This window comes from Streptomyces sp. NPDC046759, from assembly GCF_040645475.1.
Lineage (GTDB): Bacteria > Actinomycetota > Actinomycetes > Streptomycetales > Streptomycetaceae > Streptomyces.
Genome location: NZ_JBEYYJ010000006.1, coordinates 40,180 through 67,085 on the forward strand (window position 1 = coordinate 40,180; position 26,906 = coordinate 67,085).

The window sequence follows — 26,906 nt, forward strand, 5'->3', positions numbered from 1 at the left end:
GGCTCCTCCGTCCGTGTCTCCGACGCACGCGTGTGCCCCGACACACCGGGAATGCGCGCCCCGTAGGATCCGTTGGGTGGGGTGAGAGTCCTGAAAGGGGCTCCCGCCGGTCGACTGATACAGACCAGAGACGAGGAATCAAGCCGTGAGCGACGTCCGTAACGTGATCATCATCGGCTCCGGGCCCGCAGGCTACACGGCGGCGCTGTACACCGCGCGCGCCTCGCTGAAGCCGCTGGTGTTCGAAGGGGCCGTCACCGCCGGTGGCGCGCTCATGAACACCACCGAGGTCGAGAACTTCCCGGGCTTCCGCGACGGCATCATGGGCCCCGACCTCATGGACAACATGCGGGCGCAGGCCGAACGCTTCGGCGCCGAGCTCATCCCGGACGACATCGTCTCCGTCGACCTCAGCGGTGAGATCAAGACCGTCACCGATACGGCGGGCACGGTCCACAAGGCGAAGTCCGTCATCGTGACCACCGGGTCCCAGCACCGCAAGCTCGGCCTGCCGAACGAGGACGCACTCTCCGGCCGAGGCGTCTCCTGGTGTGCCACCTGTGACGGGTTCTTCTTCAAGGACCAGGACATCGCCGTGATCGGCGGCGGTGACACCGCGATGGAGGAGGCCACCTTCCTCTCGCGGTTCGCCAAGTCCGTGACGATCGTCCACCGCCGGGACACGCTGCGTGCCTCCAAGGCGATGCAGGAGCGCGCTTTCGGCGACCCGAAGATCAAGTTCGTCTGGGACAGCGAGGTCGCCGAGATCCAGGGGGAGCAGAAGCTCTCCGGCCTGAAGCTGCGCAACATCAAGACCGGCGAGCTGTTGGAGCTGCCGGTGACCGGTCTGTTCATCGCGATCGGTCACGACCCGCGCACCGAGCTGTTCAAGGGCCAGCTGGACCTGGACGAGGAGGGCTACCTGAAGGTTGCCTCCCCCTCCACCCGCACCAATGTGACCGGGGTCTTCGCCGCCGGTGACGTGGTCGACCACACCTACCGCCAGGCAATCACCGCGGCCGGCACTGGCTGCTCCGCCGCTCTGGACGCAGAGCGCTTCCTCTCCGCCCTCGCGGACGAGGACAAGGCGGAGCCCGAGAAGACCGCTGCCGTCTGATCTTCCCCCTTCCCCCCCGCCCCACCGCACGAACGAGCTAAGGAGCCTCACGTGGCCGGCACCCTGAAGAATGTGACCGACGATTCCTTCGAGCAGGACGTCCTCAAGAGTGACAAGCCCGTCCTGGTGGACTTCTGGGCCGCCTGGTGCGGCCCGTGCCGCCAGATCGCTCCGTCCCTGGAGGCGATCGCTGCCGAGTACGGCGACAAGCTCGAGGTCGTCAAGCTGAACATCGACGAGAACCCGGGTACGGCCGCCAAGTACGGCGTCATGTCCATCCCGACCCTGAACGTGTATCAGGGTGGCGAGGTCGCCAAGACCATCGTCGGCGCCAAGCCGAAGGCCGCGATTGTTCGCGACCTCGAGGAGTTCATCGCCGAGTAAGGCGCAGCACCGAGCAGTCGCATCGGCGGCGGGTGTTTCACGTGAAACACGAATGGGCCAACCCTCATGGGTTGGCCCATTCGCATGAGAGCGCAGTCGATACCGACTGCCACCAACATGTTCCTACAGCGGCCTCAGCGCAGGCTCCTTCTGGACCGCTCCGAGAAGCCGGTCGAGCGCCATCTCCACGTCTTCCTTCCAGGAGAGCGTCGACCGCAGCTCGAGCCGCAGCCGGGGGTGCGTGTGATGCTGCCGGACAGTTTTGAAGCCGACAGCCAGAAGATGGTCCGCCGGCAGCAGGCAGGCGGGTTCCTTCCAACGGGCATCACCGAAGGCCTCGATCGCCTTGAACCCTCGGCGCAGCAGATCCTTGGCGACCGTCTGCACGAGCACACGGCCCAGCCCCTGGCCCTGATAGCCGGGCATGATGAACGACGTCATCAGCTGAACGGCGTCCGGGGAGATGGGACTCGTGGGGAACGCCGTAGAGCGCGGGACATAGGCCGGAGGTGCGTAGAGCACAAACCCCGCCGGCACGTCATCGACGTAGACCACTCGGCCACACGACCCCCAGTCCAGTAGGACGGCGGAGATCCACGACTCCTTCTCCAGGGCCGAGGTGCCTGCCTTTACCGCCGCTTCGCCGCTGACGGGGTCCAACTCCCAGAAGACACACGAGCGACAGCGTCGGGGAAGGTCCTGAAGGTTGTCCAGCGTGAGCGGCACGAGCCGACGCCCCATGAAGGCTGTTCCTCGCTTCCTTCGCCCGCCGCATCACGAGCGGCTGTCAGAGCACTGCGTTCCCTGAGCAGGCTGCCGACGAATCCGCCGACCGCTCCCAGGCTCAGGCCCGCGCTCACCAGTCCGGTGCGGCTCATCGATCGCATGGCCCCCGTCTCCCCACTCAGAGATGAAGATGCTGTTCGGTGGATGCGCCAAACCCGTTCGCATCGTATCCACGATGCGATTCGCTCGATACTGCCTCAAAGCAAAGAGCGGGCCGTGTTCCGGTACACACCGGACACGGCCCGCTCTCTGTGCGATCGGGTCGGGCCAGGATCAGTCGTCCTGGTCGTCCGTCGCATGCTGCAGCTCCTGCTGGAGCACCGGCCCTTCTCCCGGAGCAAGGGCGCTCAGAATCCGCTGCAGATCGTCCACCGAGGCGAACTCAACGGTGATCTTCCCCTTCTTCTGGCCCAGGTCGACCTTCACCCGGGTCTCGAAGCGGTCCGACAGGCGGGTCGCCAGGTCATTCAGTGCCGGAGAAAGCCGGGAGCCGGCGCGCGGGCCCTTGGGGCGCTGGGGCTTCTGGGGCCGCGAGCCCATGAGGGTCACGATCTCCTCGACGGCCCGCACGGACAGCCCCTCGGCCACGATGCGGTGAGCCAGCCGGTCCTGCTCCTCCGGATCTGCCACCGACAGCAGCGCCCGGGCGTGACCCGCGGAGAGAACTCCGGCGGCGACCCGCTTCTGGACCGTCGGCGAGAGCTTCAGCAGACGCAGCGTGTTGGAGACCTGTGGACGGGAGCGCCCGATCCGGTCGGCCAGCTGGTCGTGCGTGCAGTTGAAGTCCTTCAGCAGCTGGTCGTAGGCGGCTGCCTCTTCCAGTGGGTTCAGCTGCGCGCGGTGCAGGTTCTCCAGCAGCGCGTCCAGGAGCAGCTTGTCGTCATCCGTGGCCCGGACGATCGCCGGGATGGCCTCCAGACCGGCCTCACGGCAGGCCCGCCAGCGCCGCTCACCCATGATCAGCTCATAGCGGGCGGGCCCCAGCTGCCGCACGACGACGGGCTGCAGCAGACCAACCTCCTTGATGGAGGTGACCAGCTCCTGAAGCGCGTCCTCGTCGAAGATGTCACGCGGCTGACGCGGGTTGGGAGAGATCGCGTCGAGAGGGATCTCGGCGAAGTGCGCCCCCATCGGAGGAGCAGGCGTCTCCTTGACCGGGACCGGGGACTCCTCGGTTTCATGTGAGACAGGCGGCAGCGTGGCCACCTTTGCCGCAGCCACCCCACGGTCGGTCGTCAGCACCGGGACGGCCGCGGGGGAGGCGGAGGGGCCGCCTCCCAGCGCCGCCGGAGCCGGGTTCTTCTCGCTCGGGGCAGCGGGGATCAGTGCGCCTAGACCACGGCCCAACCCCCTCCGTCGCTCGCTCACTGGATCCCCTCCACCATGCTCGGGTCGTTCTGGGCGCCGATGTGGGCCTGGCTCGCGTCGTAGCTGATGCCGGTGCCCTTCAGCGCGATTTCTCGGGCCGCCTCAAGATACGACAGGGCACCGCTCGATCCAGGATCGTATGTCAGCACCGTCTGCCCATAGCTCGGCGCCTCGGAGATACGCACCGAGCGGGGAATGCTCGTCCGCAGCACCTCGTCGCCGAAGTGGGTGCGCACCTCTTCCGCGACCTGGGATGCGAGACGCGTCCGGCCGTCGTACATGGTGAGCAGGATGGTCGACACATGCAGCGTGGGGTTGAGGTGACCCCGCACCAGGTCGACGTTACGCAGCAGCTGCCCCAGACCCTCGAGTGCGTAGTACTCGCACTGGATCGGGATGAGGACCTCCTGGCCGGCCACGAGCGCATTGACCGTCAGCAGGCCGAGCGAGGGCGGGCAGTCGATGAGGATGTAGTCCAGTGGCTGTTCGTACGCCTGGATCGCCCGCTGCAACCGGCTCTCACGCGCCACCAGCGACACCAACTCGATCTCCGCACCGGCGAGATCGATGGTCGCGGGAGCGCAGAAGAGGCCTTCCACATCGGGGACCGGCTGAACGACCTCGGCGAGAGGCTTGCTCTCCACCAACACGTCGTAGATGGAAGGAACCTCGGCGTGGTGGTCGATCCCGAGGGCGGTGGACGCGTTGCCCTGCGGGTCGAGGTCGATCACCAGGACACGGCCGCCGTGCAGAGCCAGCGAAGCAGCAAGATTGACGGTCGTCGTCGTCTTGCCCACGCCGCCCTTCTGGTTGGCGACCACGATCACTCGGGTCTGCTCCGGTCGCGGCAGACCTTCGCCGGCGCGGCCCAGAGCCTCTACCGCCAGTTGGGCCGCACGACCGATCGGAGTGTCGTCCATCGGAGGCGGTGTTTCACGTGAAACATCCACCCCCATCGACTCGGTACGGGGACCGGGGACCGGATCGGTCATCGGTCCCGCGATGTTGGCGTCGGACCGCAAGGATTCACTCTCCTCGACTTCAGGCTCGCAATGAACAGAGCCTCCCATGTCTTCGGGGTCGTGAACCAGTGAGCCCTGGTGTTCTGTGGAGAAATCCACCTCTGTGGACAACTCCGTGCCCCTGGAGAGGGAGGGAGTGCCTCCGGAGAAGGGTGGAGTGGCCTGGGAAGGCGATGAGGCGGCCTCGGAGAGGGGCGGAGTCCCCTGGGAGGAAGGATCCTCCCCCAGGGAACCGAGGGGCTTGCGGTCGCGGGGTTCGGCCGCAGCCCGGCCGCGACTGATGATGCCGTGCAGCAGTGAGCGACGTTTCACGTGAAACACGATGCACAGCGTCAGCGACCGGACCTTCGCGACACTCCGGCCTGCGTAGGTTTGGCAGCTTGTGTGGAGTACGTCTGGTCGTCAGGACGGATCAGCGGCGACGGCGCGCCCGGCCGGTCCTGGCCGCCTTGGCGCGCTTGGCTGCGAACCGCACACCGCCCGGACTCTCACCGACCTCGACGCGCACCACCGTCGACATCGGGTCCACGATGCCTTCACCCACATGCAGGATCGACGTCTCCACGGCTCCGAGCTTGCTGAGCGCCGTGGCCGCGGCCTTCAGCTCCTCCTCGGCCGTGTCTCCCTTCAGGGCGAGCATCTCGCCGTAGGGACGCAGCAAGGGGATGCCCCAGGTGGCCAGACGGTCCAGTGGTGCCACGGCCCGGGCAGTCACCACGTGGACGGGCGGCAGCTTGCCCAGGACCTCCTCGGCACGACCCCGCACGACCGTGACGTGGTCCAGGCCGAGCAGCTCGACGACCTCGGTGAGGAAGTTCGTGCGCCGCAGCAGCGGCTCCAGCAGAGTGATGTTCAGGTCCTCCCGGACCAGAGCCAGTGGGATGCCGGGCAGACCGGCGCCGGAGCCGACATCGCAGACCGTCACCCCCTCGGGGACGGCCTCGGAGAGCACTGCGCAGTTCAGCAGATGCCGCTCCCACAGGCGGGGCACTTCCCGCGGGCCGATCAGGCCACGCTGCACGCCCGCCTCGGCGAGCAGCTCCGCGTAGCGGACCGCATCGGTGAAGCGATCACCAAACACTTCCCGCGCCTCCTCGGGCGCGGGGGGAAGCACCGCTGCCTCCGTCACGGGGACCGTCCTTCCGTACAGCGCCGGCGCCTCGCGCACCGGCCACCAGAACTACCAGGCTGACAAAGTTCGGCCCCGTCTGCTCTACAGACGGGGCCGGTGAAACGTGGGGGCCGATCAGGCGGGCAGTACGACGACGAAGCGCTGCGGCTCCTCGCCCTCGGACTCGCTGCGCAGTCCCGCGGCCTTGACCGCGTCGTGGACGACCTTGCGCTCGAACGGGCTCATCGGCTTGAGCTGCTTCGGCTCGCCGCTGCTCTTCACCTCGGCGGCGGCCTCGGCGCCCAGCTCGGACAGCTCGGCCCGCTTCTTGGCCCGGTAACCCGCGATGTCCAGCATCAGCCGGCTGCGATCGCCGGTCTCCCGGTGCACGGCCAGGCGCGTCAGCTCCTGCAGTGCCTCGAGCACCTCGCCGTCCCGGCCGACCAGCTTCTGCAGGTCGCGGCCGCCGGCGTCGCTGATGATCGACACGGACGCGCGATCGGCCTCGACGTCCATGTCGATGTCGCCGTCGAGGTCGGCGATGTCGAGCAGACCCTCCAGGTAGTCCGCCGCGATCTCACCCTCCTGCTCCAGGCGGGTCAGGGTGTCTGCACCCTCGGCAGCGGCGGAGGTGGTGCCTTCCGTCACGGGATGGACTCCTTCTTACTTCTTGGACGGGGACTTGGGCCGCTGCGAGCCACCCTTGCGCTGGCCGGACTGGGCCTTGCTGCGGGTGCCGCCGGAGCCGGGCTTCGGGGCCTGCTCGTCAGCGGTGGGCTTGGCGTCCTGCGGCTCGTCGGACTTCTCCAGCGAGGTGGTCTCGTCCGCCTGCTTGGGCCCGCCGGACTGACGCTGCGCCTTGCTCTGGCGCTTGGGCTGCTGACGCCGGGCGGCCGTGGCGGTACCGGGTGTGGCCGTGGTGGTCACGCCGTCCTCGGTCTGTGCCTCGGCCTGGACCGCGCTCTGCACCACACTGCCGTCGGCCTGGGCGGCGAGACCGGACTTGTTCAGGGCGTTGATGAACTTGCGCTCGAACTCGTTGCGGTCGCGACCCTTGGCGACGATCGCCTTGACGATGGTCTTCTCGCTCCGGCGGCGGACCTTGCCGTGGTGCGTGACGTGCTTGGTCAGGCGCTCCAGGTAGGCGGCCTGGGCCTTGGAACCGGGGGTCGGGTTGTTGTGGATGACGTACATCTGCTGGCCCATGGTCCACACGTTGGTGGTCAGCCAGTAGATGAGGACACCGACCGGGAACCGGATGCCGAAGAAGGCGAACATGATCGGGAAGACGTACATCAGCATCTTCTGCTGCTGCATGAACGGCGTCTTCACCGTGGTGTCGACGTTCTTCGTCATCAGCTGGCGCTGCGTGTAGAACTGCGACGCAGACATCAGGACGATCATGATCGCCGTGACGACGCGCACATTCACCAGCGAAGCACCGAGCTGCTCGACCTGCGAGGCGCTGTCGAGGAACTTCGCGGCCAGCGGGGCACCGAAGATGTGTGCCTTCTGGGCGCTGGCGAGCAGCTGGTTGTTGATGACACCGACGGTCTTGCCCGACGCGATGCCGTTGAGCACGTGGTACAGGGCGAAGAAGAAGGGGGACTGCGCCAGGATGGGAAGGCAGGAGGAGAGCGGGTTGGTACCCGCCTCCTTGTACAGCTTCATCATCTCTTCGGACTGGCGCTGCTTGTCGTTCTTGTAGCGCTCCTGGATCTTCTTCATCTCGGGCTGCAGTGTCTGCATCGCCCGGGTGGCCTTGATCTGCTTGACGAACAGCGGGATCAGGCAGATACGGATCAGAATCACCAGGGACACGATGGACAGGCCCCAGGCCCATCCGGTGTCAGGGCCGAAGATGGCGCCGTACACCGTGTGGAACTGGACGATGACCCAGGAAACGGGTGTCGTGATGAAGCTGAAGAGGCTGGCAATCGTGTCCACTAATCATGCTCCTTGGGCATGGGACGAGGTCTCTGCGGCCGGGCTCGGAGGAAGCTCGGAAGACGGCGTCTCGGGCTTCGCTTGGGTGGCCGGTTCGGCGGCGGAGGTCCCGCCCTTGCGTGCGCGCCAAGCGTTGCGCAGCATTTCGTGCCATCGCGGACGCTTGCGCGGCGGAACGTGGTCCACACCGCCCAGCGACCAGGGATTGCACCGGAGGATGCGCCAAGCGGTCAGTGCCGTGCCCTTGATCGCACCGTGCCGGTCGATGGCTGTGTAGCCGTAGTGGGAGCACGACGGGTAGTACTTGCACACCGGCCCCAGCAGTGGACTGATCGTCCACTGGTACAGCTTGATCAGAGCCAGCAGCGGGTACTTCATCGCGCGCCCCCTCCCAGCAGCCGCTGAAGGGCGGCGTCCAGGTCTTGGGCCAGCTGTGCATGGTCTGCGTCGCCCGCTCCGGGCAGCGCTCGTACGACTACCAGGCTACCGGGGGGAAACAGGGCGACTCGGTCACGCATCAGATGGCGCAGTCTGCGCTTCACTTTGTTGCGCACGACCGCGCCACCCACAGCCTTGCTCACGACGAAACCCGCACGCGTCGGGGGAGCGCTCTCCCCAGGCGCGTGCGGGTCCGTGGCACCGCTACGAAGGTGGACGACGAGGGTCGGGCGTCCTGCCCGGCGACCTCGTCGAACCGCGGTCGCGAAGTCCTCGCGCCGCCTCAGCCGGTTCTCGGTGGGCAGCACGACGTCATGACCTGATCGGAATCAGGCGGACAGGCGGGCGCGACCCTTGCTACGGCGGGACGCGAGAATCGCGCGGCCGGCACGGGTGCGCATACGCAGCCGGAAGCCGTGGGTCTTCGCGCGACGACGGTTGTTCGGCTGGAAGGTGCGCTTGCTCACTCGGGGGCTCCAGAAAGAAATCGGTAGTTGCGGGGTGCCGTCTTGGCTGTCACCGTGCGCCCACGAGTAGCTCGCGTCACGCCCGAGTGCACCGCTTCCCGATCACCTGAAGTGATCTGTGCCCATCGGAGGCAGGCGGCAGCAGCCATCGACAACTCGACCTGGTTACGGTACGCGGGGCCGCACCATCCGGTCAAACCGGGGGTCACGGAGAGACACTATCCACAGGCTGGGGACAACAACTTGAACCGTACCCGCCGCGCTGACTACCGTGGCTGAACTCCGATTCGTTCTTTTGTCCCCCGCCCCGGCGGGTTTGACCCACCGACCACCCGAAGTACCCCCCGACCCGTCCCGCGATCACACGTTCGTGGGACCTGTGAGAGAGCGTGCCCTGTGGCTGACGTACCCGCCGATCTTGCCGCAGTGTGGCCGCGAGTACTGGAGCAGCTTCTCGGCGAAGGCCGCGGACAGGGTGTCGAGGCGAAGGACGAGCACTGGATCAGGCGCTGCCAGCCGCTCGCGCTGGTGGCGGACACCGCTCTGCTCGCCGTACCGAACGAATTCGCGAAGGGCGTGCTGGAAGGCCGTCTCGCGCCGATCGTCAGCGAGACCCTGAGCCGCGAATGCGGCCGCCCCATCCGCATCGCGATCACCGTGGACGACTCCGCGGGTGAACCACCCGCTCCCGCGGCACCGCCGCAGCAGGCGCCCAAGCCGCGCTACGAGGAGCAGGAGCTGCCGGCCGCGCCGTACGAGGGCTACGGCCGCCACCGCGCCGCCGAGCAGCCGCCGGCCGAGCAGTCCCGCCCCGACCGGCTCCCCGAGGTGCACCCGGCGTATCCGTCCGAGTACCAGCGCCGCGAGCCGGGCGCCTGGCCCCGTCCCACGCAGAACGAGTACGGCTGGCAGCAGCCCCGGCTGGGCTTCCCCGAGCGCGATCCGTACGCCTCGCCGTCGTCCCAGGACGCCTACGGCTCCGGATCCGGCACCTACGGCTCGCCGTCCCCGGACTACCGCTCGCAGGGCAGGGAGCGGCCGTCGTACGAGCAGCAGCGCAGCGAGTACGACAGCCCCCGCGGGGACTACGACTCCGCGCGCACGGACTACGACTCGGTGCGCCCCGACTACGACTCCGGACGCACCGAGTACGACTCCGGACGCACCGAGTACGACCCGTCACGCACCGAGTACGACCAGCGCGACCCCGTCCGCCGTGAGCTGCCCGAACAGGCGGGTGGCGGCCCGGCGCACCGCGGCGGCCCCGGCCGCCCCGGCCGCCCGGACCTGCCCACGAGCGGCGGCACGGGAGCGTCCGGTCCGCTGGCCGCGCAGCCCGCGCCAGCGAGCGGACCCGGCGAGCCGACGGCGCGGTTGAACCCGAAGTACCTCTTCGACACGTTCGTCATCGGCGCCTCCAACCGGTTCGCGCACGCGGCCGCGGTCGCCGTGGCCGAGGCACCGGCCAAGGCGTACAACCCCCTTTTCATCTACGGGGAGTCGGGGCTCGGCAAGACGCATCTGCTGCACGCCATCGGGCACTATGCGCGCAGCCTCTACCCGGGCACGCGCGTGCGGTACGTGAGCTCCGAGGAGTTCACCAACGAGTTCATCAACTCCATCCGCGACGGCAAGGGCGACAGCTTCCGCAAGCGCTACCGCGAGATGGACATCCTGCTCGTCGACGACATCCAGTTCCTCGCGGACAAGGAGTCCACGCAGGAGGAGTTCTTCCACACCTTCAACACCCTCCACAACGCCAACAAGCAGATCGTGCTCTCCAGTGACCGGCCGCCCAAGCAGCTGGTCACGCTGGAGGACCGGCTGCGGAACCGTTTCGAGTGGGGTCTGATCACCGACGTCCAGCCGCCCGAGCTGGAGACGCGCATCGCGATCCTGCGCAAGAAGGCGGTGCAGGAGCAGCTCAACGCCCCGCCGGAGGTGCTGGAGTTCATCGCCTCCCGGATCTCGCGGAACATCCGTGAGCTCGAGGGCGCGCTGATCCGGGTGACGGCCTTCGCCTCGCTCAACCGGCAGCCGGTGGACCTCGGCCTGACCGAGATCGTTCTCAAGGACCTGATCCCCGGCGGCGAGGACAGTGCGCCCGAGATCACGGCCTCCGCGATCATGGCGGCCACCGCCGACTACTTCGGGCTCACGGTGGAGGACCTGTGCGGCACCTCGCGCGGGCGCGCCCTGGTCACCGCCCGGCAGATCGCCATGTACCTGTGCCGGGAGCTGACCGATCTCTCGCTGCCCAAGATCGGCGCGCAGTTCGGCGGACGCGACCACACCACGGTCATGCACGCCGACCGGAAGATCCGGGCGCTGATGGCCGAGCGGCGCTCCATCTACAACCAGGTCACCGAGCTGACTAACCGCATCAAGAACGGCTGACGTACGGCTGACGCCGGTCGCACACCGACGCTGAGGGCGCCCCCGGGACACCTGTTCCCGGGGGCGCCCTTCGGCGTGGCCGCCGTGCGCAGTGGGGGCTGCCCAGCGCTGGAAACGGCCGCAGTGACGGCTGCCCAGCGCGCTGGAAACGGCCGCCGGCGGGTCGCTTGCCGGCGCGTGCAGGGCCCATCGACCGGCGGCACGACTGCCCGCGGCCACGGCGCATGTTCCTCCGCCGCCATCGGGTGTTCGATTAAGTGCCGGGTTACGGCCATCCTCCACAGATTCGCTGGGTTTCTTCCGTCCACATGCTGGGGACTGCCGAGTTGTCCCGAACGGCGTCCACAGGGAGTCTCTGCGGAACGCGTTCGCGCAGCTCAGCAGCCTGTGGAATCGTGGACAAATGATCTGCACAGGCTGTGGAGGAAGCGGAGATCCACAGGCTGTGCACGAGGTTTTCCACGGCCGACTCACAGGCTGGAGCCGGTTGTCCCCAGTGATCCCCAGCTTCTCCACATGGCTGTCCACTGTTCGGCAACGCGACGCACCCGGTCACCGCGTCGAGTGAAAGGCGTCACACGAAGGTGCCGGATTGGGGTGTGGGAAACGTGGGTAAACCTGGGGACGCAGCTGGGGAGAACTGCCCTCGGGCTGTGGGCGGGATGTGCAGAACTTTCTGTTCTCCACAGATACCCCCGGTTGTCCACCGGCACCACCCACAGGCCCGGTGGACAAAATATCGGCTCTGAGCTGGGAAAACGTGGTTATCCACCGTATCCACAGGCCCTACTACTACTCCCGACTAGAGAGAGCTCGGCATTCGTTTCGAAGCGGGGCCTGTGCACAACTCGCTGTCTCGCGTCCGGCTGCCGCCCGGAGCGACTTGACCCCGACAGGCACCTACTGTCAGTGCGGTGCGTCAGACTGGTCCCCGGTGTCCTTCCCGTCGCAGTGGGCGGTGACACCGAGTCGGAGGACTCAGTAGCAACAGCAGGAGGCGGCTTACGGTGAAGATCCGGGTGGAACGCGACGTACTCGCGGAGGCAGTGGCGTGGGCGGCACGCAGCCTCCCGGCCCGTCCGCCGGCGCCTGTCCTCGCCGGCCTCCTCCTCAAGGCCGAGGACGGCCAGCTGAGCCTGTCGAGCTTCGACTACGAGGTCTCCGCGCGCGTGTCGGTGGAGGCAGAGGTCGAGGAGGAGGGCACCGTCCTCGTCTCCGGCCGGCTGCTCGCCGACATCTCCCGCGCCCTCCCCAACCGGCCGGTGGAGATTTCCACAGACGGTGTACGGGCGACCGTGGTCTGTGGATCCTCCCGGTTCACCCTGCACACACTGCCTGTGGAGGAGTACCCGGCACTGCCGCAGATGCCGAACGCCACCGGCACCGTGCCCGGCGAGGTCTTCGCGGCCGCCGCGTCCCAGGTGGCCATCGCCGCCGGCCGTGACGACACGCTGCCCGTCCTCACCGGTGTGCGCATCGAGATCGAGGGCGACACGGTCACCCTGGCCTCCACCGACCGCTACCGCTTCGCCGTCCGGGAGTTCCTGTGGAAGCCGGAGAACCCGGACGCCTCCGCGGTGGCCCTGGTCCCGGCCAAGACGCTCCTGGACACCGCCAAGTCGCTCGGCGCCGGTGACAGCGTGACGCTGGCGCTGTCCGGGTCCGGCGCGGGCGAGGGCCTGATCGGTTTCGAGGGCGCCGGGCGTCGTACGACCACGCGGCTGCTCGAGGGAGACCTGCCGAAGTACCGCACACTGTTCCCGACCGAGTTCAACTCCGTCGCCGTGATCGAGACCGCGCCCTTCGTGGAGGCCGTCAAGCGTGTGGCGCTGGTGGCCGAGCGGAACACTCCGGTGCGGCTGAGCTTCGAGAAGGGCGTGCTGATCCTCGAGGCCGGGTCCAGCGACGACGCACAGGCTGTGGAAAGGGTCGACGCCGAACTGGACGGCGACGACATCTCCATCGCCTTCAACCCGACCTTCCTCCTGGACGGTCTGAGCGCGATCGACTCCCCGGTGGCCCAGCTGTCGTTCACGACGTCGACCAAGCCGGCGCTGCTCAGCGGAAAGCCGGCGGTGGACGCCGAGGCCGACGACGCCTACAAGTACCTGATCATGCCCGTGCGGCTCAGCGGCTGATCCTCTGTCCACAGCTGTGCACGGCGCCGGGTGTCTTTGTGGGTATCCGGTGCCGGTGCCGGCCGGGGCCGGGTCGCTTGCCGGCGCCGCCCGGGTGCCGTAGGGAAAGTCCCAGGTCGCAGGGGCTACGCATGAGCGCGTATGCCCACAACTGTGCGTGAAGAGTGCGGTTTAGGCTCGGCTCGGCACGAAGGTGCCTGTCCCGCCACAGCGACCTAAGGAACACAACTGATGGAGCTCGGTCTCGTCGGCCTCGGCAAGATGGGCGGCAACATGCGCGAGCGGATCCGCCGCGCGGGCCACACCGTCATCGGATACGACCGCAACGCCGACCTCGCGGATGTCCACAGCCTGGAGGAGCTTGTGGGCAAGCTCAGCGGGCCGCGCGTGGTCTGGGTGATGGTCCCGGCCGGAGAGCCCACCCAGTCGACGGTCGACCAGCTGGCCGAGCTGCTGGAGCCGGGCGACCTGGTCGTGGACGGCGGCAACTCCCGCTGGACGGACGACGAGAGGCACGCGCAGGAGCTGGCGGCCAAGGGCATAGGCTTCGTCGACTGCGGCGTCTCCGGCGGCGTCTGGGGCCTGGAGAACGGGTACGCGCTGATGTATGGCGGCGACGCCGAGAACGTCGCCAGGGTGCAGCCGATCTTCGACGCGCTGAAGCCGGAGGGCGACTTCGGCTCGGTGCACGCGGGCAAGGTCGGCGCGGGCCACTTCGCGAAGATGGTCCACAACGGCATCGAGTACGCGATGATGCAGGCCTACGCCGAGGGCTGGGAGCTGCTGGAGAAGGTCGACTCCGTGGAGAACGTCCGCGAGGTCTTCCGTTCCTGGCAGGAGGGCACGGTCATCCGCTCCTGGCTGCTCGACCTCGCGGTCGACGCGCTCGACGACGACGAGCACCTGGAGGGCCTGCGCGGCTACGCACAGGACTCCGGTGAGGGACGCTGGACGGTGGAGGCCGCGATCGACAACGCGGTGCCGCTGCCGGCGATCACCGCGTCGCTGTTCGCGCGGTTCTCCTCGCGCCAGGAGGACTCGCCGCAGATGAAGATGATCGCCGCGCTGCGCAACCAGTTCGGCGGCCACGCCGTAGAGAAGAAGTAATCCACAGTCCACAGCACTCTGGGGAAGGCCGGCGGAACGACCATGCACGTCACGCATCTTTCGCTGGCCGACTTCCGCTCGTACGCCCGGGCCGAGGTTCCGCTCGACCCGGGCGTCACCGCCTTCGTCGGCCCCAACGGGCAGGGCAAGACCAACCTGGTGGAGGCGGTCGGCTATCTCGCCAGCCTCGGCAGCCACCGGGTGGCCTCCGACGCCCCGCTCGTCCGCATGGGCGCCGAGCGCGCCGTCATCCGGGCGCAGGTCCGGCAGGGCGACCGGCAGCAGCTGGTCGAGCTGGAGCTGAACCCGGGCAAGGCGAACCGCGCCCGCATCAACCGGTCCTCGCAGGTCAGACCGAGGGACGTGCTGGGGATCGTACGGACCGTGCTGTTCGCGCCCGAGGATCTCGCCCTGGTGAAAGGCGATCCCGGGGAGCGGCGGCGGTTCCTGGACGAGCTGATCACGGCGCGGTCGCCACGTATGGCGGGGGTGCGCTCCGACTACGAGCGCGTCCTCAAGCAACGGAACACGCTGCTCAAGACGGCCGCGCTCGCCCGTCGGCACGGCGGGCGGTCCCTGGACCTGTCGACGCTCGACGTGTGGGACCAGCACCTCGCCCGCTCGGGCGCCGAACTGCTGGCCCAGCGGCTGGACCTGATCGCCGCGCTGCAGCCGCTGGCGGACAAGGCGTACGACCAGCTGGCCCCCGGCGGCGGACCCCTGGCGCTGGAGTACAAGCCGTCCGCGCCCGGCGACGCCCACGCGCGCGAGGATCTCTACGCCCAGCTGATGGCGGCGCTCGCCGAGGCGCGCAAGCAGGAGATCGAGCGCGGTGTCACGCTGGTGGGCCCCCATCGCGATGATCTGGTTCTCAAACTCGGTCAGCTGCCGGCCAAGGGGTACGCCTCGCACGGCGAGTCCTGGTCCTACGCGCTCGCCCTGCGACTGGCCTCCTACGATCTGCTGCGGGCCGAGGGCAACGAGCCGGTGCTGGTCCTGGACGACGTCTTCGCCGAGCTGGACGCGCGCCGCCGGGAGCGGCTGGCCGAGCTGGTGGCGCCCGGGGAGCAGGTGCTGGTCACCGCTGCTGTGGACGACGACGTACCGCAGGTGCTGACCGGGGCGCGCTACGCCGTGTCCGGCGGGACGGTGGAGCGCGTATGAGCACCGACGAACCGGCTTCCGGCGAGCCCGCTCCCCGGAACCCGAAGAAGAAGACCGAACCGTCCGGGGTCGACCTCGCACGCGTGGCGTTGCGCGCGGCGCGGGAGCAGGCACGCGCGCGTGGGGACGCGGCGCGGGACAAGAAGCAGGCCCGGCGCGGTGGCGGGCTGCGCTCCGGCGCGCGCGCCGACGGCCGCGATCCGATGGCGCTGGGCGCCGCGATCAACCGGCTGCTGACCGAGCGCGGCTGGGAGACCCCGGCGGCGGTGGGCGGTGTGATGGGCCGCTGGCCGCAGATCGTCGGCGAGGACCTGGCCAAGCACTGTGTGCCGCAGCGGTACGACGAGGACGAGCGCGTGCTGATCGTCGGCTGCGACTCGACGGCCTGGGCCACCCAGCTGCGCCACCTCGCGCCCGCGCTGGTGGCCCGGCTCAACGAGGACCTGGGGCACGGCACCGTACGGATGATCAAGGTGCTCAATCCGGGCGGCCCGGTCCGTCGCTACGGCCCGCTGCGGGCTCCGGGGAGCACCGGGCCCGGCGATACGTACGGGTGACGTACCTCACGTCGAGGAGGGGCGCCGTGCTGTCGGCGCGCCGTCATGCACAGCTGTGGAGGACGGCCGCGGCACCAGCGGATCGCCATCTGACCCCCCAGTAGCCAAGGGTTGACGGCGCGAAGCGCTGAGTGCCGCTGTGAGCCCCTCGGAGCCCCCATCCGTATATCGGGACCCGGTCGCGGTCGGTTCAGGGCGGCACATGGGGACTCAGGTACCGGCAAACCCCCATCGATGTCAGCGGTACCGGTAGACTGGGAGACAATCCCGCCCCAATGTGGGGACCGCCCGGGAAAAGCTGAGCAACGCTGATCAAGGCTTACCAACGCAACATGCCGCAGCCGCTCCGGCAGCCCTCCCCCAGCGGGGGTCCCCCAGGAGCCCGGCTCGTGCTGTGCCAGAAAGGGCGCTTCGTGGCCGATTCCGGCAACCCCAACGAGAACATCCCGTCCACCGACGCCGGCGTGAACGGCGAGGCCGCAGCCTCCGCCTCCTACGACGCCAGCGCCATCACCGTGCTCGAAGGGCTGGACGCGGTCCGCAAGCGGCCCGGCATGTACATCGGTTCCACGGGCGAGCGCGGTCTGCACCACCTGGTCTACGAGGTCGTCGACAACTCGGTCGACGAGGCGCTGGCCGGATACGCGGACACGATCGACGTCACGATCCTCGCCGACGGCGGCGTCCGCGTCGTCGACAACGGCCGTGGCATCCCGGTGGGCATCGTGCCCTCCGAGGGCAAGCCGGCCGTCGAGGTCGTGCTGACCGTGCTGCACGCGGGCGGCAAGTTCGGCGGCGGCGGTTACGCCGTCTCCGGCGGTCTGCACGGCGTCGGTGTGTCCGTCGTGAACGCGCTGTCCATGAAGGTCTCCGTCGAGGTGAAGACGGACGGTCACCGCTGGACGCAGGACTACAAGATGGGCGTCCCGACGGCCCCGCTGGCCAAGCACGAGGCCACCGAGGAGACCGGCACGACGGTGACCTTCTGGGCCGACCCGGAGATCTTCGAGACCACCGAGTACTCCTTCGAGACGCTGTCGCGGCGTTTCCAGGAGATGGCGTTCCTCAACAAGGGTCTGACGATCAAACTCACCGACGAGCGCGAGTCGGCGAAGGCGACCAGTGGCGCGGACGAGGCGGGTGCGGACGAGAAGGCCGAGGTCAAGACCGTCACGTACTACTACGAGGGCGGCATCGTCGACTTCGTGAAGTACCTCAACTCCCGCAAGGGAGAGGTGGTGCACCCCACCGTCATCGACCTGGAGGCGGAGGACAAGGACAAGAGCCTGTCCCTCGAGGTCGCGATGCAGTGGAACAGCGGCTACAGCGAGGGCGTGTACTCCTTCGCGAACATCATCCACACCCACGAGGGCGGTACGCACGAAGAGGGCTTCCGCGCCGCGCTGACGTCGCTGATCAACAAGTACGCACGCGACAAGAAGCTGCTGCGCGAGAAGGACGACAACCTCACCGGTGACGACATCCGTGAGGGTCTGACCGCGATCATCTCGGTCAAGCTGAGCGAGCCGCAGTTCGAGGGCCAGACGAAGACCAAGCTGGGCAACACGGAGGCCAAGACCTTCGTGCAGAAGGCGGTCTACGAGCACCTCAACGACTGGCTGGACCGCAACCCGGTCGAGGCCGCGGACATCATCCGCAAGGGCATCCAGGCGGCCACCGCGCGCGTGGCGGCCCGCAAGGCACGCGACCTGACCCGCCGCAAGGGCCTGCTGGAGTCGGCGTCCCTGCCGGGCAAGCTCTCCGACTGCCAGTCGAACGACCCGACCAAGTGCGAGATCTTCATCGTCGAGGGTGACTCCGCCGGCGGCTCGGCCAAGTCCGGCCGCAACCCGCAGTACCAGGCGATCCTTCCGATCCGCGGCAAGATCCTCAACGTGGAGAAGGCCAGGATCGACAAGATCCTGCAGAACCAGGAGATCCAGGCGCTGATCTCGGCCTTCGGCACGGGTGTGCACGAGGACTTCGACATCGAGAAGCTCCGCTACCACAAGATCATTCTGATGGCGGACGCCGACGTCGACGGCCAGCACATCAGCACCCTGCTGCTGACCTTCCTGTTCCGCTTCATGCGGCCGCTGGTCGAGGCCGGGCACGTGTACCTGTCCCGTCCTCCGCTGTACAAGATCAAGTGGGGCCGGGACGACGTGGAGTACGCCTACTCGGACCGTGAGCGCGACGCCCTGATCGAGATGGGCCGCCAGCGCGGCAAGCGCGTCCGCGAGGACTCGATCCAGCGCTTCAAGGGCCTCGGCGAGATGAACGCCGAGGAGCTGCGCGTGACCACGATGGACCAGGAGCACCGGGTCCTCGGCCAGGTCACCCTGGACGACGCCGCCCAGGCCGACGACCTGTTCTCGGTCCTGATGGGCGAGGACGTCGAGGCGCGCCGCCAGTTCATCCAGCGCAACGCCAAGGACGTCCGCTTCCTCGACATCTGAGTCGGTCTCAGCTGACCGCACCAGGAAGGATCTTCACCAGCAATGGCCGACGAGAACACCCCGCAGACCCCCGAGACCGAGGGCGGCGAACTCGTGATGCGCGTCGAGCCCGTCGGGCTCGAGACGGAGATGCAGCGCTCGTACCTGGACTACGCGATGTCCGTCATCGTGTCCCGTGCGCTGCCCGACGTCAGGGACGGCCTCAAGCCCGTCCACCGGCGCGTGCTGTACGCGATGTACGACGGCGGCTACCGCCCCGACCGCGGCTTCTACAAGTGCGCCCGTGTCGTCGGTGACGTCATGGGCAACTACCACCCGCACGGCGACAGTTCGATCTACGACGCCCTGGTGCGCCTCGCCCAGCCGTGGTCGATGCGGATGCCGCTGGTGGACTCCAACGGCAACTTCGGCTCCCCGGGCAACGACCCGGCGGCCGCCATGCGGTACACCGAGTGCAAGATGGCGCCGCTGTCGATGGAGATGGTCCGCGACATCGACGAGGAGACCGTCGACTTCACGGACAACTACGACGGCCGTTCCCAGGAGCCGACCGTCCTGCCGGCCCGCTTCCCGAACCTGCTGATCAACGGCTCGGCCGGTATCGCGGTCGGCATGGCGACCAACATCCCGCCGCACAACCTGCGCGAGGTCGCGGCCGGCGCCCAGTGGTACCTGGAGAACCCCGAGGTCTCGCACGAGGAGCTGCTTGATGCGCTCATGGAGCGCATCAAGGGCCCGGACTTCCCGACCGGCGCCCTGGTGGTGGGCCGCAAGGGCATCGAGGAGGCGTACCGCACCGGGCGCGGCTCCATCACGATGCGCGCGGTGGTCGAGGTCGAGGAGATCCAGGGCCGGCAGTGCCTGGTGGTGACCGAACTGCCGTACCAGGTAAACCCAGACAATCTGGCGCAGAAGATTGCCGACCTGGTCAAGGACGGCAAAATCGGCGGTATCGCCGACGTCCGTGACGAGACCAGCTCCCGTACGGGCCAGCGGCTCGTCATCGTCCTGAAGCGGGACGCGGTCGCCAAGGTCGTGCTGAACAACCTGTACAAGCACACCGACCTGCAGACGAACTTCGGCGCCAACATGCTGGCGCTGGTCGACGGCGTGCCACGCACGCTGTCCCTGGACGCGTTCATCCGCCACTGGGTGACGCACCAGATCGAGGTCATCGTCCGCCGCACCCGCTTCCGGCTGCGCAAGGCCGAGGAGCGCGCGCACATCCTGCGCGGCCTGCTGAAGGCCCTGGACGCCATCGACGAGGTCATCGCGCTGATCCGGCGCAGCGAGACCGTCGAGGTCGCGCGCAACGGCCTGATGGGTCTGCTCGAGATCGACGAGATCCAGGCCAACGCGATCCTCGAGATGCAGCTGCGCCGCCTGGCGGCCCTGGAGCGGCAGAAGATCGTCCAGGAGCACGACGAACTCCAGGCGAAGATCAACGAGTACAACGAGATCCTCGCCTCGCCCGTCCGCCAGCGCGGCATCGTCAGCGAGGAACTGGCCGCGATCGTCGAGAAGTACGGCGACGACCGCCAGACCAAGCTGATCCCCTACGAGGGCGACATGTCCATCGAGGACCTGATCGCCGAGGAGGACATCGTCGTCACGGTCACCCGCGGCGGCTATGTCAAGCGGACCAAGACGGACGACTACCGGGCGCAGAAGCGCGGCGGCAAGGGTGTGCGCGGCACGAAGCTGAAGGAAGACGACATCGTCGACCACTTCTTCGTCTCCACCACGCACCACTGGCTGCTGTTCTTCACCAACAAGGGCCGGGTGTACCGGGCGAAGGCGTACGAACTGCCCGAGGCCGGCCGGGACGCGCGCGGTCAGCACGTGGCGAACCTGCTCGCCTTCCAGCCGGACGAGGCGATCGCCGAGATCCTCGCGATCCGCGACTACGAGGCTGTGCCCTACCTGGTACTGGCCACCAAGTCCGGCTTGGTCAAGAAGACGCCTCTGAAGGATTACGATTCGCCTCGCTCGGGCGGCGTGATCGCGATCAATCTCCGTGAGCGCGAGGACGGAACGGGCGACGAACTGATCGGCGCCGAACTGGTCTCGGCCGACGACGATCTGCTCCTGATCAGCAAGAAGGCACAGTCGATCAGGTTCACCGCCTCCGACGACTCCCTGCGCCCGATGGGCCGCGCCACCTCCGGCGTGAAGGGAATGAGTTTCCGCGAAGGCGATGAACTTCTGTCGATGAATGTTGTTCGACCCGGTACGTTCGTGTTCACTGCCACAGACGGCGGGTACGCGAAGCGGACCCTCGTCGACGAGTACCGCGTCCAGGGCCGCGGTGGCCTCGGCATCAAGGCCGCCAAGATCGTGGAGGACCGTGGTTCGCTCGTCGGGGCGCTGGTCGTCGAGGAGACTGACGAGATCCTTGCGATCACTCTCTCCGGCGGCGTGATTCGTACGCGAGTCAACGAGGTCAGGGAGACGGGCCGTGACACCATGGGCGTCCAACTGATCAACCTGGGCAAGCGCGATGCCGTGGTCGGGATCGCACGTAACGCCGAGGCGGGGCGCGAGGCGGAGGAGGTCGACGGCGAGGAGGCTGTCGACGCCGCCGAGGGTGCCGCGACGATCGGCACGGACGAGGGTGAGACGCCCTCGGCCGAGTAGCACGAGGAGAGAGTCATCGTGAGTGGAGCCACGGGCGCCGGATCGGCCGGTACCTCCCCGGGTACCGAAACGGACGGCGGCGGCCGTGGCTCCGCCGCGCACGGGGCGGGTGCGGGGAGCACGACCGACCCGCACACGACCAACCTGAAGCCGGTGAAGGTGTCCGAGCAGGGCTCCTCCGGCACATCTGGAACCCAGGGGGGAACTGTGGCGGACACCCGAGGCCCGGCCGCGGCCGGCGAGGCACAGTCGTCGTCGCCGCTCCCCGGGGAGCGGCGCCCGGAGCAGCCCGCCGGGCCGTACCACCCGCCGCAGGCCTATCCGGCGCAGGCACCGGCCGGTGCCGTACGGCGGCCGCGTACGGGCGCGCGGACGGCACCGCGCACCCGTAAGGCGCGGTTGCGGGTGGCCAAGGCGGACCCGTGGTCGGTGATGAAGGTCAGCTTCCTGCTCTCCATCGCGCTGGGCATCTGCACGATCGTCGCCTCGGCGGTGCTGTGGATGGTCATGGACGCGATGGGTGTGTTCTCGACGGTGGGCGGCACGATCTCGGAGGCGACCGGCTCGAACGAGGCGAACGGCTTCGACCTCCAGGCGTTCCTGTCGCTCCCCCACGTCCTGATGTTCACGACGGTCATCGCGGTCATCGACGTGGTCCTGGCCACGGCGCTCGCGACGCTCGGCGCGTTCATCTACAACCTCTCCGCGGGCTTCGTGGGCGGCATCGAGCTGACCCTGGCCGAGGACGAGTGAGTCGCTCGGTGCTGCGCGCAGTGCCGAGCCGACGGTCCCCCGACAACCGATTTTGGGACTGACGTGGTCGTGCGCTAATCTTCAGGAGTCAGCGCGCGGGACACACACCGCAGAGCGCGGCGGGGCTATAGCTCAGTTGGTTAGAGCGCATCCCTGATAAGGATGAGGCCACAGGTTCAAATCCTGTTAGCCCCACCAGCAGAAAGACCCCCTACCGATCACGGTTGGGGGTCTTTGGCATCTACGGACCACCGGGTCCACCGGGCGACAGGGCCGGTGGCCATGAGACGAGCATCGCACAGAGCGGCCCGCGGTCCCGGTGGCCATGAGACGAGCACCGCACAGAGCGCCTGCAGCCCACACGGCTGTGAGACCGGCCAGTTCTCCGTATGGATCTTCGTGGAGGTGATCCGGCTGGTCTTGCAGGCCGAATCGCGGTGATCCCTGCGCTGAAGCCCCTCGCTCGTGCCCGACGCGGGGAGGACGCCGACACCAGCGCCTGACGCCGACAGGCGGCATGCAGCGGGTGTCTCAGGTCCGGATCCTGCCGGAGTCGCAAGGAAAAGGCCAGCTCAGGCGCATCTACCGGGGTCGCCGGTGTCCAGAGCTCGCGGGGGCCGACGGGCATGGAAAGGCCCGATCGCTGGCGACGGGGGATGCACCAGCGATCGGGCTGTGGCCAAGGGTAACAAGCCTGAGCGCCTCGCGGGGCAAGTCGAGCAGGAATAAGTCAGGTTGGCCGATCAACGACCGCATGGAGGGTCGTAGGAGAGGCGGGGCAGGTACTCGTGCCACTTCTGCGGGGTCAGTACGCCCCGGGTGTCCGAGCAGATATGCCCGATCGCCGCATCGGCCTCCAGGCTCCACAGACGGACCGTATCGGTGCCGCTGGAGACCCCGAGGACGCGGCTCTCGGGGCTGAAGGACAGGAAGTTGCCCGTCTTGGCGTTGGGGCTCATCGACTGGCCGATGGGCGTCGCCGAGGCGGGGTCGGTGACGTTCCACAGCCGGACCGTGTTGTCGTCGCCGCCGCTGGCCAGGGTGCGCCCGTCCGCGCTGAACGTCAGTGACGTCACCGCCTCGGTGTGGCCGGTGAGCGGCTTGCCGGAGGCGGTCGCCGAGGCGGGGTCGGAGACGTTCCACAGCCGGACCGTGTCGTCGTCGCTGCCGCTGGCCAGGGTGCGCCCGTCCGGCGTGAACGCGAGAGCGTTGACCGGCCCGGAGTGCTCGGTGAGGGGGGCGCCGAGCCGGGTCGGCCGGGCCGGGTCCGTGACGTTCCACAGGCGGACGGTGCTGTCCGCGCTGCCACTGGCGAGCGTGCGGCCGTCCGGGCTGAAGACGAGCGCGTTGATGTATCCACGGTGGCCGGGGACCGGCTTGCCCAGCGGGGCGGCGTGCGCGGGGTCGGCCACGTTCCACAGCTGGAACCGGTGGTCGTCGTAGGCGGTGGCCAGGGTGCGCCCGTCCGGGCTGTACGCCAGGGCGTCGGGCCCCATGAAGCGGGTCTGCAGGGTGAGCGGCGGTCCGGCGGGAACCGGACGCGCCGGGTCGGAGACGTTCCAGAGGTACACCTTCCGCTCGCCGGTGAGGACGGCGAGCGTGTGGCCGTTCGGCGAGAACACCATCGTGTCGGCGCCCTCTCCGCTCAGAAACGGCCGGCCCAGCAGTACGGGCCGGCCGGGCCGCGCCGCGTTCCACAGCCGGATCCGGCCGTCGCGTGCCGCCGTGGCCAGCACCCGTCCGTCCGGCCGGAACGCCCCGCTGCGGCCGATCATGTCCGAGGTCGGGACCGACCACAGGCGCACCTTGCTGTCGCCGCTGCCGGTGGCCAGGGTCCGCCCGTCGGGACTGAATCCGAGGGCGTACATCTCCCCGCTGCTGCCCGTGAGCGGCTCGCCGACCTGCGACGGGGACGCCGGATCGCTCACGTTCCACAGACTCGCCGTGCTGTCCGCGCTCGCGGCGGCCAGCCTGCCGCCGTCCGGGCTGAACGCCACCGACCAGATCGGACCGGTGTGACCGGTCAGCGGGGAGCCCAGCGCGGACGGACGGCCGGGGTCGGCCACGTCCCACAGCCGTATCGTGGCGTCCGCGCTGCCGCTGGCCAGGGTGTGCCCGTCGGGACTGAACGCCACCGAGTGCACGAGGTCCGTGTGGCCCTTCAGCGCCGTGCGGTACTGCTTCGGGTGGCGCGGGTCGGCCGTGTTCCACAGCAGGATCGTGTCGTCGTCACCGCCCGCCGCGAGGGTGTGTCCGTCGGGGCTGAACGCGACGCTGCGCACCGCGGCGGTGTGGCCGCGCAGGGCCCCGAGTTCGCTCGGCCGGTGCGGGTCGGCCACGTTCCACAACCGCACCGTGCGGTCCTCGCCGGCCGAGGCCAGCGTGCGTCCGTCCGGACTGAAGGCGACCAGGTAGATCGTGCCCCGGTGACCGGTGAGCGGCTTGCCGATCGGTGACGGGTGGGCGGGGTCGGCCACGTTCCACAGCCGGATGGTCCCGTCGTCGCCGGCGCTGGCGAGGGTGCGTCCGTCCGGGCTGAAGACGGCGCTGCTCACCCAGCTGGTGTGCCCGGTCAGCGGCCTGCCGAGGGGCTTCGGCCGGTGCGGGTCGGCCACGTCCCACAGCCGGACCGTCCGGTCGTAGCTGGCCGTGGCCAGTGTTCTGCCGTCGGGGCTGAAGGAGGTGAGGTAGACGGCACCGGTGTGGCCGGACAGCGGGGTGGCGAGCGGCGCGTTCACGATCGAGATCAGCCTGCTGTACGTCCCTTCGTCGTCCGGCCGCAGCTGATGCGCGACCAGGTCGAGCTGGGCGGACAGGGACGGATCCGTGCGTTGTACCCGGTCGGCCTCGGCGAGCACCTGTTCGAACACGGCGTCGTCGCGCTGCTGCCAGGCGATCACCGCCGAACCGCCCGCGACCAGCGCCAGCACCACCAGCGCCGCCACCGCGGCCCGGCTGAGCCACACCGAGCGCTTGCGCAGCCGGACCGCAGCGGCCAGGAACTCCACCGCACTGCGCGTCAGATACGTGTCCCCGGCCGACCTCGCCCAGCCGCGTGCCTGCTCCAGCCGGGAGCCCCGATAGAGCAACGAGCTGTCCCGGCCCGAGTCCTCCCAGGCGCGGCCGTCCTCCTCCAGCCGCTGACGCAGCAGCTGGTCGCCCCGGTCGTCGTCGATCCAGTGCCGCAGCCGGGGCCAGGCGTGCAGCAGCGCCTCGTGGGTGATCTCCACGGTGTCGGCGTCCAGCGTCACCAGCCGGGCCCGCACCAGGGCTTCCAGGGACTCCTCCGTCTTGCCCGGGTCCGCCGACTCCGCCGCCAGCTGCCGTCGGGTACCCCGCCGGCGCGTGGCCTGGGTGTCCTCGCCCAGCCGGACCAGCCGCAGCAGGAGCAGCCGCGCCGCCGTGCGGGCCGCGGGATCCAGCCCCGACCAGGCCCGTTCGGCGGTCGCCGCGACCGCTCCCTGGATGCCGCCCGCGGCACGGTAGCCGGCCAGGGTCAGCCGCCCGGCCTTGCGGCGCTGCCAGGTGGCGAGCAGGGCGTGCGAGAGGAGCGGGAGCACGCCCGCGTCATGCGCACCGCGCGGTCCGTCGGCGCTCACCTCGCGGACGATGAGCTCGGCGAGCCCCGGCTCCAGCTCAAGGCCCACCGCCTTGGCCGGACCGGTCACCGCGTCACGCAGCTCGGCACTGGTCAGAGGGCCGAGCACCATGTGCCGGTGCTGGAGCGCGTCGGCCAGCTCGGGATAGCCGAGGCACTGTTCGTAGAAGTCGGCGCGGATACCGAGGACGACGAGTACCGGAGCGGGTCCCCAGGTGCCGGCGGGTGGGGTGCAAACGGCGTGCAGGAGCTGGATGAAGCTACGGCGGTCGGCCTCGTCGGAGCAGAGGGTGAACGCTTCCTCGAACTGGTCCACGATGACGACCGGCCGGCACCCCTCGGGCGTCTCGCGACGGGCCCACTCCGACAGGGCATCGCGGGCGGCCTGGGCGACGCGGGGAGAATCGGAGCCGGGGACCGCCGGGTCCTCCGTGGCCTCCTGCTCGGCCCGGCGCGCGTCGGCCGCGACGTCGGAGAGGTCGGGGATCCGGCGCACCAGCTCGCCCAGGGGGTCGGCGCCGGGGACGAGGTGGAGGACGCAGTCGGCGGTGGTTTCCCGTGGGTTCTCGGCTGGTGCGGCGGTCGGGTCGGGTGTGTCGGGAACGCGTCTCTCGCGCAGGGCGCCACTGCGAAGGGCCGGGACCAGGCCGGCGTTCAGCAGGGAGGACTTCCCCGCTCCCGAGGCGCCCACCAGCATCACCAGACCGCCGGTGCGTTCGGCGGTGCGCAACTGGGCGACGAGCGCGCTCGTGCTCCGTTCCCGGCCGAAGAACCACCGGGCGTCCTCCTGCCGGTACGGGGCGAGCCCCCGGTAGGGGCAGACCCCTCCGGCAACCGGCGCGGCCTCGGCGGTGGGCCGAGGGTTCTCTTCGGCGGGTGGTGCGGGCCGGTCGCCGACCGGGTCGGCCAGTGCGCGCTCCCACAGCCGCTGCCAGTGGGCGAGGTCGTACAGGCCCACGGAAACCGGTGCGGGCCGCAGCCGCCGTGCCTCCGGGATCAGGATGTGGAGCACCGCCACGAGTGCCGTGAACTGGGCCGGCACATTCTTGGCCCGGCGCCAGTCGCTGATCCGTTGCGCGGACACCCGCACGGGCCGTCCGCGCTCGTCGATCCGCTGCAGCCGTACCACGGCCTCGGCGACGCTCTTGAGGGGAGGGTTTCCAGCCTCCTTGTACAGCAGCGCAAGGCGCTCGGCGAAAGCTGTGCGTGCCCCTGAGTCGGAACTCAAGGTCCCACCCCTTTACTTTCCCCCCGCATCTGGACGTCCGGACCGGAAAACCCACCTTATACGCCTGACCTGCGATTAAGGGCCGGACCGGAGGTCGCGGTCTCCTCGTGACGGGCAACAGATGGCAGGATCCGGACCTGGTAGCGACCCCGTCACACACCGTCCGGACAGGCCACGGCCCCGTGCTCGGAGAGACAGCTCATGGCGCCGAAACATCTCGGCCAACTT

General features: G+C 69.0%; 20 protein-coding genes and 1 tRNA gene. 11 read left to right on the forward strand and 10 right to left on the reverse strand.

Annotated elements, in window-relative coordinates:
* Positions 1 to 145 precede the first annotated feature (145 nt).
* A complete protein-coding gene (gene trxB, locus ABZ919_RS10220; RefSeq protein ID WP_361245065.1) occupies positions 146 to 1,117 on the forward strand; it encodes a thioredoxin-disulfide reductase in 972 nt (323 codons plus the stop codon).
* A gap of 51 nt (positions 1,118 to 1,168) precedes the next feature.
* Positions 1,169 to 1,501, forward strand: a complete 333-nt coding sequence (gene trxA / locus ABZ919_RS10225) for a thioredoxin (RefSeq protein WP_361245068.1) — start codon at positions 1,169 to 1,171, stop codon at positions 1,499 to 1,501.
* Positions 1,502 to 1,624: 123 nt separating this feature from the next.
* On the opposite strand, the gene ABZ919_RS10230 is transcribed toward trxA, so the two are convergent.
* From ABZ919_RS10230 to rpmH, 9 genes are all read right to left on the reverse strand, one after another.
* Entirely contained in the window at positions 1,625 to 2,242 is a 618-nt protein-coding gene (locus ABZ919_RS10230) for a GNAT family N-acetyltransferase (RefSeq protein ID WP_361245070.1), read from the reverse strand.
* A gap of 318 nt (positions 2,243 to 2,560) precedes the next feature.
* On the reverse strand, positions 2,561 to 3,655 hold the full coding sequence (locus tag ABZ919_RS10235) for a ParB/RepB/Spo0J family partition protein (protein WP_361245072.1): 1,095 nt from the start codon (positions 3,653 to 3,655) through the stop codon (positions 2,561 to 2,563).
* Positions 3,652 to 4,725 carry a ParA family protein gene (locus tag ABZ919_RS10240; protein WP_361245749.1) on the reverse strand — a complete coding sequence of 358 codons (1,074 nt, stop codon included), beginning with the start codon at positions 4,723 to 4,725 and terminating at the stop codon, positions 3,652 to 3,654. Before ABZ919_RS10240 ends, ABZ919_RS10235 begins: the two co-directional genes overlap by 4 nt.
* A gap of 364 nt (positions 4,726 to 5,089) precedes the next feature.
* Positions 5,090 to 5,806: a 16S rRNA (guanine(527)-N(7))-methyltransferase RsmG gene (gene rsmG / locus ABZ919_RS10245; protein WP_361245075.1), complete on the reverse strand. Its 717-nt coding sequence runs from the start codon at positions 5,804 to 5,806 to the stop codon at positions 5,090 to 5,092.
* Positions 5,807 to 5,923: 117 nt separating this feature from the next.
* Complete coding sequence (locus ABZ919_RS10250; RefSeq protein ID WP_361245077.1) at positions 5,924 to 6,436, reverse strand: R3H domain-containing nucleic acid-binding protein; 513 nt, start codon at positions 6,434 to 6,436, stop codon at positions 5,924 to 5,926.
* Between the two features lie 15 nt (positions 6,437 to 6,451).
* The gene (gene yidC, locus ABZ919_RS10255) at positions 6,452 to 7,735 is read right to left on the reverse strand and encodes a membrane protein insertase YidC (RefSeq protein ID WP_361245080.1); all 1,284 of its coding nucleotides are present in this window, start codon (positions 7,733 to 7,735) and stop codon (positions 6,452 to 6,454) included.
* 3 nt (positions 7,736 to 7,738) lie between these two features.
* On the reverse strand, positions 7,739 to 8,113 hold the full coding sequence (yidD, locus tag ABZ919_RS10260) for a membrane protein insertion efficiency factor YidD (protein ID WP_361245082.1): 375 nt from the start codon (positions 8,111 to 8,113) through the stop codon (positions 7,739 to 7,741).
* Positions 8,110 to 8,481, reverse strand: a complete 372-nt coding sequence (gene rnpA / locus ABZ919_RS10265) for a ribonuclease P protein component (RefSeq protein WP_361245084.1) — start codon at positions 8,479 to 8,481, stop codon at positions 8,110 to 8,112. Before rnpA ends, yidD begins: the two co-directional genes overlap by 4 nt.
* 21 nt (positions 8,482 to 8,502) lie before the next feature.
* Entirely contained in the window at positions 8,503 to 8,640 is a 138-nt protein-coding gene (gene rpmH, locus ABZ919_RS10270; RefSeq protein ID WP_003956500.1) for a 50S ribosomal protein L34, read from the reverse strand.
* A 396-nt stretch (positions 8,641 to 9,036) separates the two neighbouring features.
* Between rpmH and dnaA the strand changes: the two genes are divergently transcribed.
* The 9 genes from dnaA to ABZ919_RS10315 all read left to right on the forward strand — a co-directional run bounded on the left by dnaA (position 9,037) and on the right by ABZ919_RS10315 (position 22,050).
* Entirely contained in the window at positions 9,037 to 11,037 is a 2,001-nt protein-coding gene (gene dnaA / locus ABZ919_RS10275; RefSeq protein WP_361245087.1) for a chromosomal replication initiator protein DnaA, read from the forward strand.
* 1,007 nt (positions 11,038 to 12,044) lie between these two features.
* The gene (dnaN, locus tag ABZ919_RS10280; protein WP_361245090.1) at positions 12,045 to 13,175 is read left to right on the forward strand and encodes a DNA polymerase III subunit beta; all 1,131 of its coding nucleotides are present in this window, start codon (positions 12,045 to 12,047) and stop codon (positions 13,173 to 13,175) included.
* A gap of 231 nt (positions 13,176 to 13,406) precedes the next feature.
* Positions 13,407 to 14,282, forward strand: a complete 876-nt coding sequence (gene gnd, locus ABZ919_RS10285; protein ID WP_361245093.1) for a phosphogluconate dehydrogenase (NAD(+)-dependent, decarboxylating) — start codon at positions 13,407 to 13,409, stop codon at positions 14,280 to 14,282.
* Positions 14,283 to 14,324: 42 nt separating this feature from the next.
* On the forward strand, positions 14,325 to 15,446 hold the full coding sequence (recF, locus tag ABZ919_RS10290) for a DNA replication/repair protein RecF (protein WP_361245095.1): 1,122 nt from the start codon (positions 14,325 to 14,327) through the stop codon (positions 15,444 to 15,446).
* Positions 15,443 to 16,003 (forward strand): DciA family protein, encoded by a 561-nt coding sequence (locus tag ABZ919_RS10295; RefSeq protein WP_361245098.1) that lies wholly within the window; start codon positions 15,443 to 15,445, stop codon positions 16,001 to 16,003. Before recF ends, ABZ919_RS10295 begins: the two co-directional genes overlap by 4 nt.
* A gap of 389 nt (positions 16,004 to 16,392) precedes the next feature.
* Entirely contained in the window at positions 16,393 to 18,462 is a 2,070-nt protein-coding gene (gene gyrB / locus ABZ919_RS10300; protein WP_361245751.1) for a DNA topoisomerase (ATP-hydrolyzing) subunit B, read from the forward strand.
* 42 nt (positions 18,463 to 18,504) lie between these two features.
* Positions 18,505 to 21,099, forward strand: a complete 2,595-nt coding sequence (gyrA, locus tag ABZ919_RS10305; protein WP_361245100.1) for a DNA gyrase subunit A — start codon at positions 18,505 to 18,507, stop codon at positions 21,097 to 21,099.
* A gap of 18 nt (positions 21,100 to 21,117) precedes the next feature.
* Positions 21,118 to 21,852 carry a DUF3566 domain-containing protein gene (locus ABZ919_RS10310; protein ID WP_361245103.1) on the forward strand — a complete coding sequence of 245 codons (735 nt, stop codon included), beginning with the start codon at positions 21,118 to 21,120 and terminating at the stop codon, positions 21,850 to 21,852.
* Between the two features lie 121 nt (positions 21,853 to 21,973).
* Positions 21,974 to 22,050 (forward strand) — tRNA-Ile (locus tag ABZ919_RS10315).
* A 545-nt stretch (positions 22,051 to 22,595) separates the two neighbouring features.
* Here ABZ919_RS10315 and ABZ919_RS10320 read toward each other — a convergent pair.
* Positions 22,596 to 26,678, reverse strand: a complete 4,083-nt coding sequence (locus ABZ919_RS10320; protein ID WP_361245106.1) for an AAA family ATPase — start codon at positions 26,676 to 26,678, stop codon at positions 22,596 to 22,598.
* Between the last annotated feature and the right edge of the window lie 228 nt (positions 26,679 to 26,906).